The following is an 18462-nucleotide window of genomic DNA, read 5'->3' as shown; positions in this document are numbered from 1 at the left end:
TATCAAAATTTCACTCTACTTTCTCAAAGTATTGACTTTCTAATAAAAAGGCTTTTTGGGTAAACCTAATTGCCCAATACCCGCTCGGTTTTGGAGATAAAATAATACCTTCTTCACCGATAGTAATTTCCGATGCTGATTTTAACATGGGCATGGGTTCCGCTGTTTTTAGATATGGGGGTAATTTCGTTACCCTCACTTTGTCTCCAACTCTTAGTGTATTATCCATTTTTATTTATAATCTATTTTATAGTAGTTTTTATAGCGTTTTTCATAATTATGAGATACATTTAGTATTCTCAAGTCCCCCGAATTTGTGGAGGATTTAGGGGGATCATTTTGTACCCCGTAACCATGATAATTACTATACCTCAATTCACCATGATTATTATTGTAAAGGTAGGGAGATATTACTGATTATTTTAAAGTATTGTTTAGCAAAATTAAAAGTATTATATCAATGCAAATAGACCAAAAAATATCTAATTTAAAAATAAAATAATTGCCTGTAAACTACCTATTAAAAAGCCTAGAATACCTCCCAAATTAACGATCGCCTGTAGCTCATTTTTAACAATAGATTGGGTCGCATCCTCTAATTGTTCAGGGGAAGTATCCTTGATACGTTCAATAATAACCTGATCTATGGCTAAAATGGGAATAACTTGAGTTACAATTTTTTCTAAATCTTCTTCTAAATATCGCTCTAAAATTAAAGCCAACTCTTTACTGACAGCGCCCAAAGACGAAGCAACCACCGTGGAAGATTGGAGACGACTGATAATTAAAATCGATACCTTATCCCAGTCAATGGATGAGCTAAAATCTTGTAAAAAATCAACCCCTTTCTCTTGAATATATTGTCTGACTATTTTCCCCGTAGTTTCTCTTAATTGCCTAACCGTTGATACAGGTAAATTTTGTAAAGATAAACTTAAGAAAAACTCTTTTAAACGAGTTCTTACTTCCAATGATAATAATATTTCCTTTATTCTTAAATTAGCTGTTTCTTTCTCCTCAATACAAAAAGTTCTGAGACGCTGTAAAGTATTTTTTATTCCAAATAAATTAGCTACTACCCAATAAGTACCACTGGTTTTTTCCCTAAATCCTTCATCGATAACCGTTATATTTCTATCGGTCAAAAAATTGATTAAATTTTCCCTCAAAAAATCAGGAGAAAAAACAGCCTTCAATAACCAATCAGATAACTGCCTAGCTTGACTTTCTGTTAAAGTAAATTCTAATAAAATACGATCAAAAATTTGGTCTATTTGAGCTTGAAAAAAATCTTCTTTCCTTGCCAAAGCTCTTAATAACTTCGGGAAAGATTCTCCGAATAAATCTTTTAAAACCTCTGCTAAAATACGAGCCGTTTTATTCTCTTTATCCTCTTTAATTTGTTTTAGTGCTAACTGTAATAACCAAGTAATAGCCCCCTCAACCCGTTCCGTTTGCAATAATCTTTTAGCCAATTTTTGCAACTCAGAAGGGGTTAATAATGAACCCATAATAGTATCCGAAACCCTTTTAGCTAATCTCTCTTGATTTCGAGGAATTAAACCGGGGGTAAAAGGAACTCTTTTTTTAAAAAAATATACAGGACGATAGGGACGAAATAGCATATTAATAGCTAAGTCGTTGGTGAAGTAGCCAATTATTGCCCCTGCTGCGGGAGGAAGCACATATTGCCACCAGTTATTAAATCCTAAAAACATTAATTCTTTTTAGTAAATTTTATTTCTTACTTTCTAGTATCAATAAGTATTAAAATACTGTAACTATTGTCGTCAAAAAAAAAGAAGTTTTATTTATTATTTTGTTAAAACTAAGACACCCATTATACCACCTGCTAGGGGGTAATGGATAGCGGAATTGAATCGGGCTTGTTGTCCTAATTTTATTTGTTCTTTTCCTGTGGGAAATCTTTCTAAACTGGGGTTGATATAGGCATATTCAGCGGTAGAGCCAAAATATTGCGCCATGTTGACTACTATATGATCTAAATACCATTTTTGGGCTTGGGCGATTTGGGAATTGGAAGGGCGATGGAAGTCGAGGATGGCAACTTTTGCGTTAGGTTTTAAAACTCGGTGGATTTCTTGGAGGGCGAGGGGTATATCCACTACATTTCTGAGTCCATAACCCATGGTGGCACAGTCAAAACTGTTATCTTCAAAGGGAAGGGTTAATACGTCACTTTCTACCCAATTTATGTTGTTTATAAGGGGTTTTTTTTGTTGTTTTTCTTGGGCAACGGCTAGAAGTTGGGGGGAGAAGTCAACGCCATAAACTTGCCCTTGGGTAATCTGTTTGGCTAAAAGAAAGGTAAGATCACCTGTACCACAACAAAGGTCTAAGCCTTGATGATGAGATTTAGCTTCGCTCCATTTTACTGCCATTTTTTTCCAGATATGGTGAGCCCCAAAACTGAGCCAGTTATTCATTTGATCGTAAATGGGAGCTATATTGTTAAAGATGGTTTGAATTTCTTTGTCGGTGGGTTGGGGGGATGATGTCATGGAGTTTTTTGGTATTTACGGGCTTTTTCGCTATGATTCCATCTAGTGTATCGATTTTTGATTTGTTGTGAGGGAGGTTTTATGGTGAGTTTTGTAGAGTCAAGGATTCGGGTGGCGGAGGGTTTATCATTGTCTGCCATGGGTTGTGGCACTTGGGCATGGGGAAATCAATTTTTGTGGGGTTATACTCCTGAGATGGATGGGGAGTTGCAGAAGGTTTTTAATTTGATGGTGTCTCAGGGGGTTACTTGGTTTGATACGGGGGATTCCTATGGCACGGGGAAGTTTAATGGGCGTAGTGAGTCTCTTTTGGGGCGTTTTTCGTCTGATTATCGGGGTGAGCATAGGGAAGATATTGCGATCGCCACTAAACTAGCGGTATATCCTTGGCGTTTAACCCCTCAATCCATGGTTAATGCCTGTGAAAAATCGGCTCAAAGACTCCAAAAACCTGTGGATTTAGTACAGTTACACTGGCCTCCGACGAAGTATTTTCCGTGGCAAGAAAAGCCCCTTTTAGAGGGTTTGGCGAAGTTATATCATCAAGGTAAGGTAAAAGCCATCGGTTTGTCTAATTATGGGCCTGATAATTTGCTCAAAGCCCATCAATTTTTCCAAGGGCAGGGGGTTAAGATTAGTACATTACAAGTACAGTATTCGTTGCTTTCCACCTATGCTATTTCTGAGTTGGGGTTAAAGGATTTATGTAAGGAGTTAGACATTCAAATCATCGCCTATAGCCCCCTTACGTTGGGTTTATTGACTGGGAAATATAGTTTAGATACCCCGTTACCTAAAGGCTCTCGAAGGTTCTTATTTAAGCGTTTATTGCCTAGTATTCAACCTCTTTTGGAGCGATTAAATGCGATCGCCCTTAAAAATGGTAAAACCATGGCACAGGTAGCTATAAACTGGTGCATTTGTCAAGGTACAATCCCTATTCCGGGGGCAAAAAACTTGAGACAAGCCCAAGAAAATATTGGGGCATTGGGATGGCGTTTAAGGGATGATGAGGTGAAGGAATTAGAGGACATCGCTTTAAATTTAGATCGAAAAATGATCCAAAATATTTTCCAAACTACCTAACTCTCTATTTTTTTGAGGGATGGAGGCACTTCTAAACAATTTTCTTCCATCAAAGTGCGATCGCCCATAATTGTGATAGGATCACCATCAGCCACTATTTTTCCTTGGTTTAGAACTAAAATGCGATCGCATACTTCCCTAATCAACTCCAAATCATGGGAAGAAATAACCTTAGTTTGAGGAGAAGACTGTAAAAAATTGATTAACCTACGCCTTGCCCGTAAATCCAAATTAGCGCTAGGTTCGTCATACAATATTAACTTAGGTTCCATAATAAGTACAGAGGCGATCGCCACCATACACTTCTCACCCCCAGATAACTCATGGGAAAAACGATTTAGTAAATGTTCAACCCCCGTTGCCGTTAATACATCCTGTAAACGCTTTTCTATTTCCTGAGACGATAAACCCAAATTTTCTGCCCCAAAAACAATATCATCCCTTACCTTCAAACAGAATAACTGATCATCAGGATTTTGAAAAATAAAGCCAATGTCAGGATAAAATACCCCTTTTTCTATCTTTTGCTCAAAGAGTAAAATATCTCCCCCATTACTAGATAATAAACCACTAATTAATGAAAACAAGGTAGTTTTCCCCGAACCATTCGCACCTAATAATCCTATTTTTTCCCCTTCATTAATTTTTAGACACAAATTTTCAAAAATATTTTTTTCATGGTACTGAAAATATAACTCTGATATAGATAAAATCGTCATATATAAAATAAAATTACAATTAATTATCAATAAAATATTGATCTAAAAAATAACAACAATGTTTTTACTTATTCGACAAAAACTTTAAATTAAAAGATTTCTAAATGGGTAAGGTGAAGAGCAATAATACTTTTATAAACCATATAAAATTACCATACAATCAACTATACTATGATAACCATAATTATTAGCACTCTATAAAAACTACCAATAAATTAGCACCATGAGGAGAATCAGTTACTATCAATGGGAGCAAATTAGGGAAGAAATAATTCTCCTGTGTATTCAATGGTATATATTTTACTCACTAACCTATGAAGAGCTTCAAGAAGTGATAGCACAACGGGGATTTGCCATTGATAATGACATCATCAATAAATTGGTAGAAGAATATTCTGTCATCGCACAAAAAAGATGGGAAAAAAGTCAAAGAAGACGAAAAAGAGGATGGAGATTAGTAGAAATACCTTTTAAAATCAATTATCGTCGGAAATATCTATATAGAGCTTTAGATGCTCAAGGAAATACTTTAGATTTTATAATTTATCCTAATAGTAATAAGTATAAAGCTCATCAATTTTTTCAGAAAACTATCTCCTCAGATTTAGAAAAGACTAATAAAATTTTATTACAAAAGAAATCAAGACAATCAAAACAACACTATTTTTTATCATCCCTCATTTTCCTTTCAACACTTATATTAGTAGGCTATATTATCCTTGATAACATACCTTTTGATACTGAGTCTATACCCAACAATATTGAAGAGCAACAAAACAACTAAATTAATCCTATAATGAGCAATGCTAAAAAAAATATTTTTCCCCTGGCAGTATTTAAACAACTCCTATAAAAAATTTATTTTTGCTATAGTAAACTTACCATTTGTGTATCATCTAGGTATTATCTTTACATTATTATTTTTAGTTCAACAATGGAAAAATCAATATCAAAAGATCATTAAACAATTTGACAGTAAAATATTATTGACCATTACAATATCGTTCATTATTTCTAGTATCTTTGCTGAAAATTCCTTCGATTCATGGTTAGGACTACCCAACTTTTTACCTTTTTTTGCTCTTTTTTTAGCGGTTAAAACGTTAATTAGAACAACAGAAGATTTAATCCTCTCATCTTTTTTACTAAGTTGCTCCTCTATCTTAATTGTTACGATTGGACTTGGACAGCTATTTTTGAATTGGGAAATTGCGGGAATATTTAGGTCTATTATAGGATGGAGAGTTATTCTCCATGGAAATCCTCCCGATAGGATGTCTGCAATTTTTATTCATGCTAATTTATTGGGTCTTTTTCTTTGTACGAGTTTAACGTTTTGTCTTGGTCTATTATTAATTTCTCAGCCAAAGTTTAAATTCAAAATATCAGCTAAACAAAATTTTTACAATATTAAACAAAGATGTTTAAATATACTTAATAATCATAATAATATTCGTTATTTTCTTTTTTTAACGATTATATTTGACCTCGTAGGAATTTATTTTACTAACTCTCGGATGGGTTGGATAATTACAATTTTCATTTTTATTAGTTTTTCTATTTATTGTCATTGGTACAAAATATTACAAATAATAACAATCGGGGGAATAGGAATCAGCTGGGCTTCATTTGGAAATCTTCCCGGACAATCAATTATGCGTCAAATTGTCCCTCCTTATCTATGGTTAAGATTATCAGATCAAATGTTTCCCGATCGCCCCTTAGAAACCCTCAGAATAACGCAATGGCAATTTACATGGGGGATGATAGGCGATCGCCCTTTATTCGGTTGGGGGTTGAGAAATTTCGATTATATGTACCATAAAACCTACGATATATTTATGGGGCATCCCCACAATTTATTTTTTATGTTAGGAGCAGAAACTGGATTAATTGGACTAATATTAATGTGCTATTTTGTTGGCAATATTTTATATCAAGGAATTAAAAAATTAATATTATTTAAACTAAGTAAAAAACAAGCATTAATTATGTTCACCTATCTAATAAGTTTTGGGAATTATATCCTTTTTAACTTATCAGATAGCAATATTTTTGACCTAAGATTAAACCTCATTAGCTGGATAATTTTAGGTAGTATAGCGGGTGTTAATGAGCAACTTAACCACGAGCATTATAATCAGCAATGGCAAGGCGAATTTGTTCAAGGCGACGACGATTAACCCCCAAATCAGACTCCCCCAACCGAGAAGCCGAGCGCACCTCAATCACTGATTCATTTTCAGGAAAATAAAACTCAGCATCATCCACAAAACCCATAATCTTACTACGAGATTCCGTGCGAATATAGTCCTCGGTTTCTGTCACCACCACAGTATTGGGTACCACAGACAAAACCTTTAACAAAGTATCCCTAGCCGTTTCCATATCAGAATCATAGCTAATGGGTTCAATATAGTGGGTTTCATCCGCCGACTCATTACTCACCACACAATTAGGAGTTTGGGGGCAAGAAGTCAAATGTCCTTGGGATACCCCTAAATTTTGAGGTACAGCCCCCTCAAAGTGAAAAATAGATGCAAAAGGACCATATATAAAAAAAAGTACGATTAATGAACTTAAAAAACCAGTAAAAGCAATCATTATTGATGGGCAAGTAGTTTACATATCAGATTCTAACAACGGGCATCATAAATTACCAAAGGTCACAATTTTCCCGTAAACTAAAATGGTTGCCATTACCGATAATAAGATGGTCTAAAATGGGAATACCTATAATATTAGAAGACTCTAACAACTTTTCCGTTAGTAGCATATCCTCCGAAGAAGGCTCTAAATTACCCGACGGGTGATTGTGAGCAATAATAATATTAGTAGCAGATTGACGAATAGCCTCCCGAAAAACTTCCCGAGGATGGGCAAGGGTTTCATTGGCAATGCCCACAGTAATTACATGGTTACCAATTAAACTATTTTTACTATCTAACAATAGCACCGCAAAACGTTCTTGAGATTGCCACATCAAATCATGGCTAAAAGCAGAAGCCGCCGCTTGGGGGCTATCGATAATTGCCCGTGCATGGGGGCGAAACTGAAAAGTTCTTTTTCCTAGCTCTACCCCCGCTAAAATTGTGGTAGCCTTAGCAGGACCTACTCCCGGAATAGTCATTAACTCGATGGGAGAAATATCCCTTAAAACATCTAATGGATCTCTTTGGTTTAAACTAAGTTGATTGAGGATATATTGCCCCAAACCCACCGCTGATAACTTCCCTTTACCTTGCCCTGTGCCTAATAGTATTGCTATCAACTCCGCTGTTGATAGGTTTTTTGCCCCACTTTCCATTAACCTTTCCCGGGGGCGCTCGCTCAGGGGTAAATCCGCTATCCTTAGATGATAAACCATTGTGATGAATGATTTTATATTATTGAAGACTTATTTTTAATAATAATCTTATTATTCAGTCAACAATTTTTTATTCTTTAGTATCAATTTTTAACATATTGGTTGTCTTTTTAGCTGTGGATAGCCGCCGAGACAATTTAATTTAGAATCATTATCCATTATCAATTATCAACTATCAATTACTATCCCCCTTGTCAAGGGATAACTTATACAGTTAGAATAGATAGTCTGAATATCTAGGAAGAAATCCTAAGTTAAACTATATAAAGTAAATAATCATAAGTATAAGATAGTGGCTAACTCTAAATCAGCAATCAAGAGAATACAAATCAACGAACGTAACCGTATGCGTAATAAGACTTACAAGTCTGCGGTTAGAACCCTAATGAAAAAATATTTCCAAGCAGTAGAAGTTTATTCCTCTAATCCTAACGAAGATCAAAAGAAAGTGGTAGATGCTTCCATGTCTGCTGCCTACAGCAAAATTGACAAAGCTGTAAAAAGAGGAGTATTCCACAAAAATAATGGAGCCAGAAAAAAAGCTAGACTAGCTAAAGCTCTAAAAAGTGCTGCATCTCAGTCAGCTTAAAATTTGTTACAACCATTTTCCAGTGCTAATGGGGTGGTCTAATGGTGTTGTTTTGTCTGCCCATGGGATTATGGAGCAGGTTACGCCCGATCGCCCTTATATTATGGTGTAAAATTATAAAGATAAGAAGTTAATCCCTGAAGTAAAAAAAACAAGGTTATGCAATTAATAGATACCCATGTTCATGTCAACTTTGACAAATTCAAAGGGGATTTAGAAGAGGTTTGCCATCGTTGGCGAGAAAAAGGAGTAAGTAAATTAGTTCATTCCTGCGTCCATCCCGATGAATTTGAAATCATCAAACAACTATCTTTACAGTTTCCAGAAATATACTGCTCCGTAGGTTTACATCCCCTAGACATCAAACGCTGGGAAGGGGAAACCACCGCTCAAAAAATTCTCGGTTTTGCCCAATCTTTTTCTAAGGTAGTAGCCATTGGTGAAATGGGACTAGACTTTTATAAAGATGAGGAAAACGAACTACAAAAGGAAGTATGTTGGCGACAACTAGAAATTGCCCATCAACTCGATAAACCGATTATCATTCACTGTCGAGATGCCGCCGTGGCAATGGCTCAAATACTGAGGGAGTTTTTTGAGAGCAAAGGGAAAGTAAACGGAGTGATGCACTGCTGGACGGGAAATCCAGAGGAAACCCAGTGGTTTTTAGACCTAGGGATGTATGTGAGTTTTAGTGGTGTAATTACCTTTAAAAATGCCCACAGCGTCCATGAGAGTGCCAAAATAGTACCCTCCGAGCGTCTTTTAATTGAAACCGACTGCCCCTTTTTAGCCCCTACCCCCTACCGAGGTAAACGGAACGAGCCTTCCTACGTCCTCTATGTAGCCCAAAAACTAGCCGAGCTAAGAAATGAACCCCTAGAGGCGATCGCCTCTTACACCACCGCTAACGCCCATAAACTGTTCAAACTGTAAAACCTTTTCCTGCAAAATAAAAAATATAAGGCCAAAGGAAAAGCCAAAACCAGCTAAACAAACGGCAAAAGAAGCGTTATGATGAGTAAACGCTGTTTTATTGCCCCATCGAAACACCAGAATCAAAAACCTGAAACCGACTTATGAGAACCCAAGAACTGTTACCCGATTTAATCGAAATTCAACGCTCTAGCTACAAATGGTTTTTAGAGCATGGCATTATTGAAGAACTCAACAGTTTTAGCCCGATTACCGACTATGCAGGAAAATTAGAACTACAGTTTATCGGTGAGAAATATCGCCTCAAAGAACCAAAATACGACATCGAAGAAGCAAAAAAAAGAGAAGCTAGTTACGAAGTCCAAATTTACGTCCCCACCCGTTTAATGAACAAAGAAACCGGGGACATCAAAGAACAAGAAGTATTTATTGGTCAATTGCCCCTCATGACCGATAGAGGTACATTCTTAATTAACGGTGCAGAAAGGGTTATTGTTAACCAAATCGTGCGATCGCCCGGGGTATATTTTAAATCAGAACTAGACAAAAACGGTAAAAGAACCTACTCCGCCTCCGTAATACCCAACCGAGGAGCATGGTTAAAATTTGAAACCGATAAAAATGGTGTGGTATGGGTAAGAATCGACAAAACCCGCAAAATTACCGCCCAAGTGCTACTCAAAGCCATGGGACTGAGCGATCGTGAAATTTTAGATCGTTTCCGTCATGCCGACTTCTACCAAAAAACCATGGAAAAAGAAGGCAACCCCAGCACCGACGAAGCCTTAATGGAATTGTACCGTAAACTAAGACCGGGCGAACCCCCCACCGTCAGCGGTGGTCAAGCCCTCTTAGAAACCCGCTTTTTCGACCCCAAACGCTATGACCTGGGTAAAGTTGGCCGCTACAAAATGAACAAGAAACTGCGGTTGAGCGTTTCCGAAAACATGAGAGTATTAACCATCGATGATATTCTTTCCACCGTCGATTATCTCATCAACCTAGAATTTGACATCGGTAGTACCGACGACATCGACCACCTTGGCAACCGCAGAGTAAGAAGCGTAGGAGAACTACTACAAAACCAAATCCGAGTCGGTTTATCTCGCCTAGAGCGCATCATCAAAGAAAGAATGACCGTGGGAGATCCTAACACCCTTAGCCCCACCGCCCTAGTGAATCCCAAACCCCTCGCTGCGGCCATCAAAGAATTTTTTGGCTCCTCCCAGCTATCCCAATTTATGGATCAAACCAACCCCCTAGCGGAATTGACCCACAAACGTCGTATCTCCGCCCTAGGTCCTGGGGGCTTGAGCCGTGATAGAGCAGGGTTTGCCGTCCGTGACATCCATCCTAGTCACTATGGGCGTATTTGTCCTGTGGAAACTCCTGAAGGACCCAACGCAGGGTTAATTGGTTCCTTGGCAACCTATGCCCGTGTGAACGAATATGGCTTTATTGCCACCCCGTACTATAAAGTAGAAAACGGTAAAGTGCGCTGGGACTTAACCCCCGAATACCTCACCGCCGACGAAGAAGACGATAAAAGAGTAGCCCCCGGAGATCTTTCCACCGACGAGGAAGGATACATCTTAGGGGAAAGCGTACCCATTCGTTACCGTCAAGAATTTTCCACCACCAGCCCAGATCAGGTGGATTATGTAGCCGTATCCCCCGTGCAAATCGTATCCGTGGCTACCTCCATGATTCCCTTCCTCGAGCATGATGACGCTAACCGCGCCCTAATGGGATCTAACATGCAACGTCAAGCCGTACCCCTTTTACGTCCCGAGCGCCCCTTAGTCGGTACAGGACTAGAAGGACAAGCAGCCCGAGATTCTGGGATGGTAATCGTCTCAAGGGATCATGGTACCATCAGCTATGTGGACTCGAAAACCATTAAATTAGTTACCAAAGAAGGACTAGAAATTGTTTATAACCTTCAAAAGTACGAACGCTCCAACCAAGATACTTGCTTAAACCAACGCCCCCTGGTAGATGAAGGAGAAGAAGTAGTACCCGGTCAGGTATTAGCCGATGGCTCCGCCACCGAAGGAGGAGAACTAGCCCTTGGTCAAAATATCACCGTAGCTTATATGCCCTGGGAAGGTTACAACTACGAGGATGCTATTTTAATCAGTGAAAGACTGGTACAAGAAGATGTTTATACCACCATTCACGTGGAAAAACACGACATCGAATCCCGCCAAACCAAGCTAGGGCCTGAAGAAATTACCAGAGAAATCCCTAACGTCGGAGAAGATGCCCTCTCCAATCTCGATGAAAATGGGATCATCCGTGTGGGTGCATGGGTAGAAGCAGGGGATATTTTGGTAGGTAAAGTTACCCCCAAAGGAGAATCGGACCAACCCCCCGAAGAAAAACTATTACGAGCCATTTTCGGTGAAAAAGCCAGAGATGTAAGAGATAATTCCCTTCGTTTACCCAACGGTGAAAGGGGCAGGGTAGTATATGTTCGTGTCTTTACCCGAGAGCAAGGGGACGAGTTACCCCCCAACACCAATATGATTGTCAGGGTGTATATCGCTGAAAAACGTAAAATCCAAGTGGGAGATAAAATGGCAGGGCGCCACGGTAACAAAGGGATCGTCTCCCGCATCCTCCCCCGGGAAGATATGCCCTACCTACCCGACGGAAGCCCCGTGGACATCGTTCTTAACCCCCTTGGAGTACCTTCTCGGATGAACGTGGGTCAGGTGTTTGAGTGTCTTTTAGGTTGGGCTGGGGAACACCTCGGCTACCGTTTCAAGATGACTCCCTTCGATGAAATGTATGGGGAAGAGGCATCCCGTAATACCGTTAATGGTTTGCTCCGTGATGCGGCGAAGAAACATAACAAAGATTGGGTCTTTAATGAGAAGCACCCCGGGAAAATCCAAGTTTATGATGGACGTACGGGAGAGCCTTTTGATAACCCTGTGACCATCGGTAAAGCCTATATGTTGAAACTGGTTCACCTAGTACAGCACAAAATCCATGCCCGTTCCACTGGTCCCTACTCCCTTGTTACCCAACAACCCTTGGGCGGAAAAGCTCAACACGGTGGGCAAAGATTTGGGGAAATGGAAGTATGGGCATTGGAAGCCTATGGGGCGGCTTATACCCTACAGGAGTTGTTAACGGTTAAATCCGATGATATGCAGGGACGTAATGAGGCGCTAAATGCGATCGTGAAAGGTAAATCCATTCCTCACCCCGGAACCCCTGAATCCTTCAAGGTATTACTCCGTGAGTTACAATCTCTTGGTTTAGATGTTTCTGTTCATAAAGTGATTGATGGTAGTGAACACGTTGAAATTGATTTGATGGATACTACCCAAAGAGCACCAAAACGTCCTACCTACGAAAACCTTGCTAGTCTTGGTCAAGAGGATGATGAATATTAGAATCCATCCTAACCGTTAATTTCTTTCGGGAGTAAGTATAAACTTTTAGGGGAAAGTTAGTGGTCATCAAGAATTAAACCCTGACTCTTCCTCTTTCAAAACTTTCCTTTGTCAAAGGTAAATCAGACCCAGTACCCATTACCAACCAGTAAAGATGATGTCTCAACATAAAGAACAAAACAAAAAACCCCAAGTTTTCTACAACAGAATTATTGATAAAGGGGCTTTAAAAAAATTAATTGCTAAAACTTTTACTGAATTCGGCTCTGCCCGTTGTGCGGCGGTATGTGATCAGTTAAAAACCATGGGTTTCCATTATGCTACCCAAGCAGCGGTATCTATCAGTGTGGAAGATTTGAAGGTACCTGATGCCAAAAAAGAGATGTTGGCGGAGGCAGAAACCACCATTAAAACCACTATGAATCGTTATGCCAATGGGGAGATTACTGAGGTAGAACGTTTCCAGAAGGTAATTGACACTTGGAATGATACTTCTGAATCCCTTAAAGATGAAGTGGTTCGTAACTTCCGTCAATCAGATCCCCTCAACTCTGTATATATGATGGCGTTTTCTGGGGCAAGGGGTAACATTAGCCAAGTACGTCAGTTGGTTGGTATGCGGGGCTTGATGGCTGATCCTCAGGGGGAAATTATTGACTTACCCATTAAAACTAATTTCCGTGAAGGTTTAACGGTTACTGAATACATTATTTCTTCCTACGGTGCAAGAAAAGGTCTAGTAGATACGGCATTACGTACCGCTGACTCGGGTTATCTTACCCGTCGTTTGGTGGATGTATCTCAGGATGTAATTATCCGTGAAACCGATTGTGGTACCCATAAAGGGGTCTGGATCGAGCCTATGAAAGATGGCGATCGCACCTTAATTCCTTTAGGGGATCGTTTATTAGGTCGTGTATTAGCCGATGATGTGGTACATCCTATTACTGGGGAAGTAATTGCCCTACGTAATCAAGCCATCGACCAAGACTTAGCAAAAATTATCGGTAACACCGTAGAAAAAGTAAAAGTAAGGTCTCCTCTAACTTGTGAAACCGCCCGTTCCGTGTGTCAAAAATGTTACGGTTGGTCCCTCGCCCATGGAGAATGGGTAAATATGGGAGAAGCCATCGGCATTATCGCCGCTCAGTCCATCGGGGAGCCCGGTACCCAGCTTACCATGCGTACTTTCCACACTGGGGGGGTATTTACTGGGGAAGTTGCCCAACGGATTACTAGCCCCGTAGCAGGAAAAGTTAAATTTGATAAAAAATTAAAGGTTAGGGAAAATCGTACTCGCCACGGTGATCAAAAACTATTGGTCGAGGTAAACGGTAACTTAATCATTGGAGATCAAAAAGTTCTTGTACCCATCAACAGTTTACTCGCAGTAAGGGAAGGAGATGAAGTAGAAAAAGAACAACTCCTCGCCGAAGTAATGCCCCAAAAAACCCGATCCACCGAAAGGGTTACCAAGGATGTATCCTCTGACTTGGCAGGGGAAGTAATTTTCCAAGAAGTAGATCCCCTCACCACCACCGACAGGCAGGGTAACAACACCATCACCGCCTCCCGTAACGGCTTAATTTGGGTACTTTCTGGGGAAGTTTACAACCTTCCTCCCAATGCTGAACCTGTGGTCAAAAACGGCGAAAAAATTAAAAAAGGTTCCGTGTTAGCCGAGAGTAAACTAAAAACCAAGAGTGGCGGGGTATGTCGCCTAGAAGAAGGTAGTCGAGAAATCGAAATTATTACCGCTTCGGTTTCCCTCGATCAAGCCGATATATTCCTCGAACACCATGGCAGTCAACAACAATACGTAATCCATACCCCTAGGGGCGATCGTTTTGCCCTGAAAGTTAGCCCCGGGACCAAAGTTCAAAACAATCAAATCGTAGCCGAATTAATCGATGACACCTTCACCACCGAAACTGGGGGGATCATGCGTTATGCAGGGCTAGAAACTGGCCGTGGGAACAAAAAACAAGGCTATGAAGTAACCACCGAAGGAACCCTTATCTGGATTCCTGAAGAAAGCCACGAAATCAACAAAGACATCTCCCTATTGATGGTGGAAGATGGGCAGTATGTGGAAGCAGGTACCGAAGTAGTCAAAGACGTATTCTGTCAATCCAGTGGTATTGTGGAAGTAATTCAAAAAAATGACATCTTAAGGGAAATCATCATTAAACCAGGTAAGCTATACATGGACTTAGATCCAGAACATATGGCAACCATGGAAGATGGTACTATCCTTTCCCCCGGTACAGAAATTCTCCCTGGAGTCACCACCGAAGATGAGTGCATTACTGAATTTGTAGATACCAATGAAGGGGTAGGTTTATTACTACGTCCCATGAAACAGTATGAAGTAATTAACACCACCCAATCTCCTTCCCAAGAATCCTTAAATAGTGCCGGGGGCAAAATTAACCTTCGTCCCGTACTACGTACCTTCTTCAAAGATGGTGAAAGGGTTAAAAGTGTTGAAGGGGTACAATTAGTTACTACCCAACTCGTCCTCGAAACCACCGAAGGCATGAGTGCTGACATTGAGTTAATCGAAGATGAAAACGAAGCTGATTGTTTCCGCTTACAAATCGTAGTTCTCGAATCCGTCATGCTACGCCGTGAGCTTGAAACCGAGCCCAACATCGTCACCACCGTAACCATCACCGATGGACAGGAAATTATGCCGGGGGATGTGGTTGCCACCACTCAGATTCTATGTCAAGAAAACGGTATTATCCGTGGTATCCGTGAAGGGGTAGAAGCCATTCGTCGTATCCTCGTAGTCAGAGAAAATGACATCGTCGAGATTGAAACGGAAGGTAACTTACTCAAAAAAGAAGGAGACTTCGTCACCCAAGGAGAGTTAATCGCTGAGGGAGTAAAAGCCCCTGACTCGGGATATGTCATGGAAACCGAAGGTAATAAAATTAGTTTACGCCATGCCCGTCCTTACCGTGTGTCCACGGGAGCTATTTTACACATTGAACAGGGTGATTTGGTACAAAGAGGTGACAACCTCGTACTATTGGTATTTGAAAGGGCAAAAACTGGGGACATCGTCCAAGGTTTACCGAGAATTGAAGAACTATTGGAAGCCCGTAAACCCAAAGAACCAGCTATTCTTGCCCGTCGCCCTGGGGTGTGTCAGGTGGAATACAAGGATGATGAGGCCATTGATGTTAAAGTCATTGAGGATGATGGTACTATTTCGGAATACTCCCTAGGACCTAACCAAAATATTATTGTGGGTGATGATCAAAGGGTTAGTACGGGGGATTCTTTATCCGATGGTTTAGTTAGCCCCCATGAATTGCTAGAAGTCTTTTATGACTATTATAAAGAGCAGATGGGTGCTTATGATGCGGCCTTGGGTGCCATGCAGAAGGCTCAGTTATTCTTGGTGAATCAAATTCAAGGGGTTTATCAATCTCAGGGTATTGATATTTCTGATAAACACATCGAAGTGATTGTACGTCAGATGACTTCTAAGGTTCACATTGATGATGGTGGTGATAGTATTCGTTTACCAGGTGAGTTGGTAGAGTTGCGTGATATTGAGAAAGATAATGAAACTTTATCTCTCACAGGGGGCGCTCCCATCGAATATACTCCTAAATTAATGGGTATTACTAAATCTAGTTTGAATACCGATAGTTTCATCTCGGCGGCTAGTTTCCAAGAAACCACTAGGGTATTAACGGAGGCTGCTATCGAAGGTAAGTCTGACTGGTTAAGAGGTTTGAAAGAAAACGTAATTATCGGGCGTTTGATTCCTGCGGGTACAGGGTTTAATGCCTATGATGAGAATATGGACTGGGAAGATACCGAGGTAGGCGCTGGTAATTCTAATTATCTTGGCATTGATGATGTTAGTGCGGAGTATGAGGAACAAAATTATATTATTCCTGACTCTGAGGATGTCATTATCGATGATAAAACTGCCCGGGCTTTATCTCCTGAGGATGCGGCTATTATGGATGATGATCTAATTGATGATAATTATCAAAGTTAGTTATTTGTCCCATGTCGTAAACTAAAAACAGATAGGCATGGGATGGGGCTTTTGGTGAGCTTACATGGTTTGGAAAAAGCCCCTTATCTATGATTTTTGAGCAGAAGTCTTCATCCATCATTAAGTGTCATGAAAAATATAGTCGAAATTAAAAAATTACAAAAAAGCTACGGTGCCATAGAAGCAGTAAAGGATATTTCTTTTTCGGTACAAAGTGGGGAAATTTTCGGCTTATTAGGGCCTAATGGGGCTGGAAAAACTACCACTATCCGTTGTTTGACTACCCTTGCTCAACCTGATGGGGGAGAAATTCGGGTGGATGGGGTTTGTGCTATGAAGCAACCTAAGCAGGTACGACAAAAGCTGGGTTATGTGGCGCAGGAGGTGGCTATTGATAAGATGTTGACGGGGCGTGAGTTGTTACAGTTACAATCGGCTCTGTATCATCTTCCTTCTAAAATAGCTTCCCAAAGAATTGAGCAGTTATTGGATTTGTTAGATTTACAAGAATATGGCGATCGCAAAAGCGGTACTTATTCCGGGGGTATCCGTAAAAGATTAGATTTGGCTTCGGGATTATTACACCAACCCCAAGTATTAATTTTGGATGAGCCTTCGGTGGGTTTGGATATTGAGAGTCGGATGATTGTTTGGGAATTTTTAAAAGAGTTGAAAAAGGCTGGTACTACGGTATTAATCACCAGTCATTATCTGGAGGAGGTTGATGCTTTGGCAGATCGCCTTGCTATTATTGATAGGGGGGTGGTAATAGCTGAGGGTACCCCTTCTAGTTTAAAGGATAGGATAGGGGGCGATCGCATTACCCTGCGTATTAAGGAGTTTTTACCTACCAATGAAGCCCAAGACAGTAGAGAAAAATTAACTCAACTGCCCTTTGTCAAAGAAATCATTATTAACCAAGCCCAAGGGAATTCCCTTAATTTGGTGGTTGCCCCCAACAGTAACCCCATAAGTCAGATAGAAAATACCCTCAAAGAAATGGGTTTACCTCTCTTTAGTATCAGCCAATCACGCCCTAGCCTTGATGATGTTTACCTAGCAGCGACGGGGCGCACCCTTTTGGATGCAGAAATGGAAGCTGTAACCAAACGGGATTTGAAAGCCGAGAAAAAACAAGCGATGAAGAGTAAGTAGAAAAATGGACAATTAAGACATTCCCCATCTCCTTAATACCTTATCTGTAGAGTTACAGAGGCGCTCACCTCTTGCTCTCCTCCCACCACAGGAGTAGAATCCATACTAGAGTATAAAGTGCGATCGTTCATACTTTCCATCATCAAAGGACGAGGGCTATTTGCTCCATTAATATTAATAGTAATTACCTCTTGGGGAGTTAAATTTAAAGCCCTCAATACCGCTTGAGCTTGTCTTTGAGCGTCATTGGTAGCCTTTTCCAAGGCTCTGCCTTGGGCTTGATTGATGGCGGTTTCTGTGGCAGTAAAACTCACATTATCGATACGGGTAGCACCTACATTAACAGTATCATCTAAAATACCACCGACCCTATCAATGGCTGTCTCAAAACTAACCATGTTCGTAGCTGTATAGTTTACCAACCTACGTTGATTATCATCATAGGAATAATTAGGACGTAATTGGATACCTCTGGTTTTTAATTTATCAACATTATTAGAGCGTAATATTTCCAGTAAAGCAGTGGTACGCTGGGCTACTTCCCGTTGAATTTCGGCAGGATTTTGTCCTTCTATTTCCACCCCCATTTGCACCGTGGCGATGGTGGTAGCGATGGATTCCGTGCCTTGCCCTGTGACAGTAATAGTTTTCATAATT

General features: G+C 40.2%; 15 protein-coding genes. 8 read left to right on the top strand and 7 right to left on the bottom strand.

Annotated features, from left to right (window positions below):
* Positions 1-10: 10 nt before the first annotated feature.
* From sipA to ubiE, 3 genes are all read right to left on the bottom strand, one after another.
* Positions 11-229, bottom strand: coding sequence for a regulatory protein SipA (gene sipA, locus ACXITR_RS12405; protein ID WP_457997533.1), 219 nt, complete (start codon positions 227-229; stop codon positions 11-13).
* Positions 230-482: 253 nt separating this feature from the next.
* On the bottom strand, positions 483-1718 hold the full coding sequence (locus ACXITR_RS12400; protein ID WP_457997532.1) for a DUF445 domain-containing protein: 1236 nt from the start codon (positions 1716-1718) through the stop codon (positions 483-485).
* Between the two features lie 96 nt (positions 1719-1814).
* Positions 1815-2522 carry a bifunctional demethylmenaquinone methyltransferase/2-methoxy-6-polyprenyl-1,4-benzoquinol methylase UbiE gene (gene ubiE, locus ACXITR_RS12395; RefSeq protein WP_457997531.1) on the bottom strand — a complete coding sequence of 236 codons (708 nt, stop codon included), beginning with the start codon at positions 2520-2522 and terminating at the stop codon, positions 1815-1817.
* A gap of 81 nt (positions 2523-2603) precedes the next feature.
* On the opposite strand from ubiE, the gene ACXITR_RS12390 reads away from it, so the two are divergent.
* The gene (locus ACXITR_RS12390) at positions 2604-3608 is read left to right on the top strand and encodes an aldo/keto reductase (protein WP_457997530.1); all 1005 of its coding nucleotides are present in this window, start codon (positions 2604-2606) and stop codon (positions 3606-3608) included.
* Here ACXITR_RS12390 and ACXITR_RS12385 read toward each other — a convergent pair.
* On the bottom strand, positions 3605-4327 hold the full coding sequence (locus ACXITR_RS12385) for an energy-coupling factor ABC transporter ATP-binding protein (protein WP_457997529.1): 723 nt from the start codon (positions 4325-4327) through the stop codon (positions 3605-3607). The two genes, ACXITR_RS12390 and ACXITR_RS12385, sit on opposite strands and share 4 nt — an antisense overlap.
* 223 nt (positions 4328-4550) lie before the next feature.
* Between ACXITR_RS12385 and ACXITR_RS12380 the strand changes: the two genes are divergently transcribed.
* Both ACXITR_RS12380 and ACXITR_RS12375 read left to right on the top strand, forming a co-directional pair.
* The gene (locus tag ACXITR_RS12380) at positions 4551-5111 is read left to right on the top strand and encodes a DDE-type integrase/transposase/recombinase (RefSeq protein ID WP_457997528.1); all 561 of its coding nucleotides are present in this window, start codon (positions 4551-4553) and stop codon (positions 5109-5111) included.
* 19 nt (positions 5112-5130) lie between these two features.
* Positions 5131-6510, top strand: a complete 1380-nt coding sequence (locus ACXITR_RS12375; RefSeq protein ID WP_457997527.1) for an O-antigen ligase family protein — start codon at positions 5131-5133, stop codon at positions 6508-6510.
* Here the strand turns inward: ACXITR_RS12375 and ACXITR_RS12370 are convergent.
* On the bottom strand, positions 6449-6931 hold the full coding sequence (locus tag ACXITR_RS12370; RefSeq protein WP_457997526.1) for a DUF1499 domain-containing protein: 483 nt from the start codon (positions 6929-6931) through the stop codon (positions 6449-6451). The two genes, ACXITR_RS12375 and ACXITR_RS12370, sit on opposite strands and share 62 nt — an antisense overlap.
* Positions 6932-6983: 52 nt before the next feature.
* Positions 6984-7694, bottom strand: coding sequence for a RadC family protein (gene radC, locus ACXITR_RS12365; protein ID WP_457997525.1), 711 nt, complete (start codon positions 7692-7694; stop codon positions 6984-6986).
* A 292-nt stretch (positions 7695-7986) separates the two neighbouring features.
* On the opposite strand from radC, the gene rpsT reads away from it, so the two are divergent.
* From rpsT to ACXITR_RS12340, 5 genes are all read left to right on the top strand, one after another.
* On the top strand, positions 7987-8283 hold the full coding sequence (gene rpsT, locus ACXITR_RS12360) for a 30S ribosomal protein S20 (protein WP_457997524.1): 297 nt from the start codon (positions 7987-7989) through the stop codon (positions 8281-8283).
* Positions 8284-8442: 159 nt separating this feature from the next.
* A complete protein-coding gene (locus tag ACXITR_RS12355; RefSeq protein WP_457997523.1) occupies positions 8443-9219 on the top strand; it encodes a TatD family hydrolase in 777 nt (258 codons plus the stop codon).
* A gap of 143 nt (positions 9220-9362) precedes the next feature.
* Complete coding sequence (gene rpoB / locus ACXITR_RS12350) at positions 9363-12626, top strand: DNA-directed RNA polymerase subunit beta (protein ID WP_457997522.1); 3264 nt, start codon at positions 9363-9365, stop codon at positions 12624-12626.
* A gap of 157 nt (positions 12627-12783) precedes the next feature.
* The gene (locus ACXITR_RS12345) at positions 12784-16650 is read left to right on the top strand and encodes a DNA-directed RNA polymerase subunit beta' (RefSeq protein WP_457997521.1); all 3867 of its coding nucleotides are present in this window, start codon (positions 12784-12786) and stop codon (positions 16648-16650) included.
* Positions 16651-16779: 129 nt separating this feature from the next.
* A complete protein-coding gene (locus ACXITR_RS12340; RefSeq protein WP_457997520.1) occupies positions 16780-17805 on the top strand; it encodes an ATP-binding cassette domain-containing protein in 1026 nt (341 codons plus the stop codon).
* A gap of 32 nt (positions 17806-17837) precedes the next feature.
* On the opposite strand, the gene ACXITR_RS12335 is transcribed toward ACXITR_RS12340, so the two are convergent.
* Positions 17838-18458, bottom strand: a complete 621-nt coding sequence (locus ACXITR_RS12335; protein WP_457997519.1) for an SIMPL domain-containing protein — start codon at positions 18456-18458, stop codon at positions 17838-17840.
* Positions 18459-18462: the final 4 nt, after the last annotated feature.

This window comes from Cyanobacterium sp. (assembly GCF_054166785.1).
This window is presented reverse-complemented; position numbering and strand designations above follow the sequence as displayed.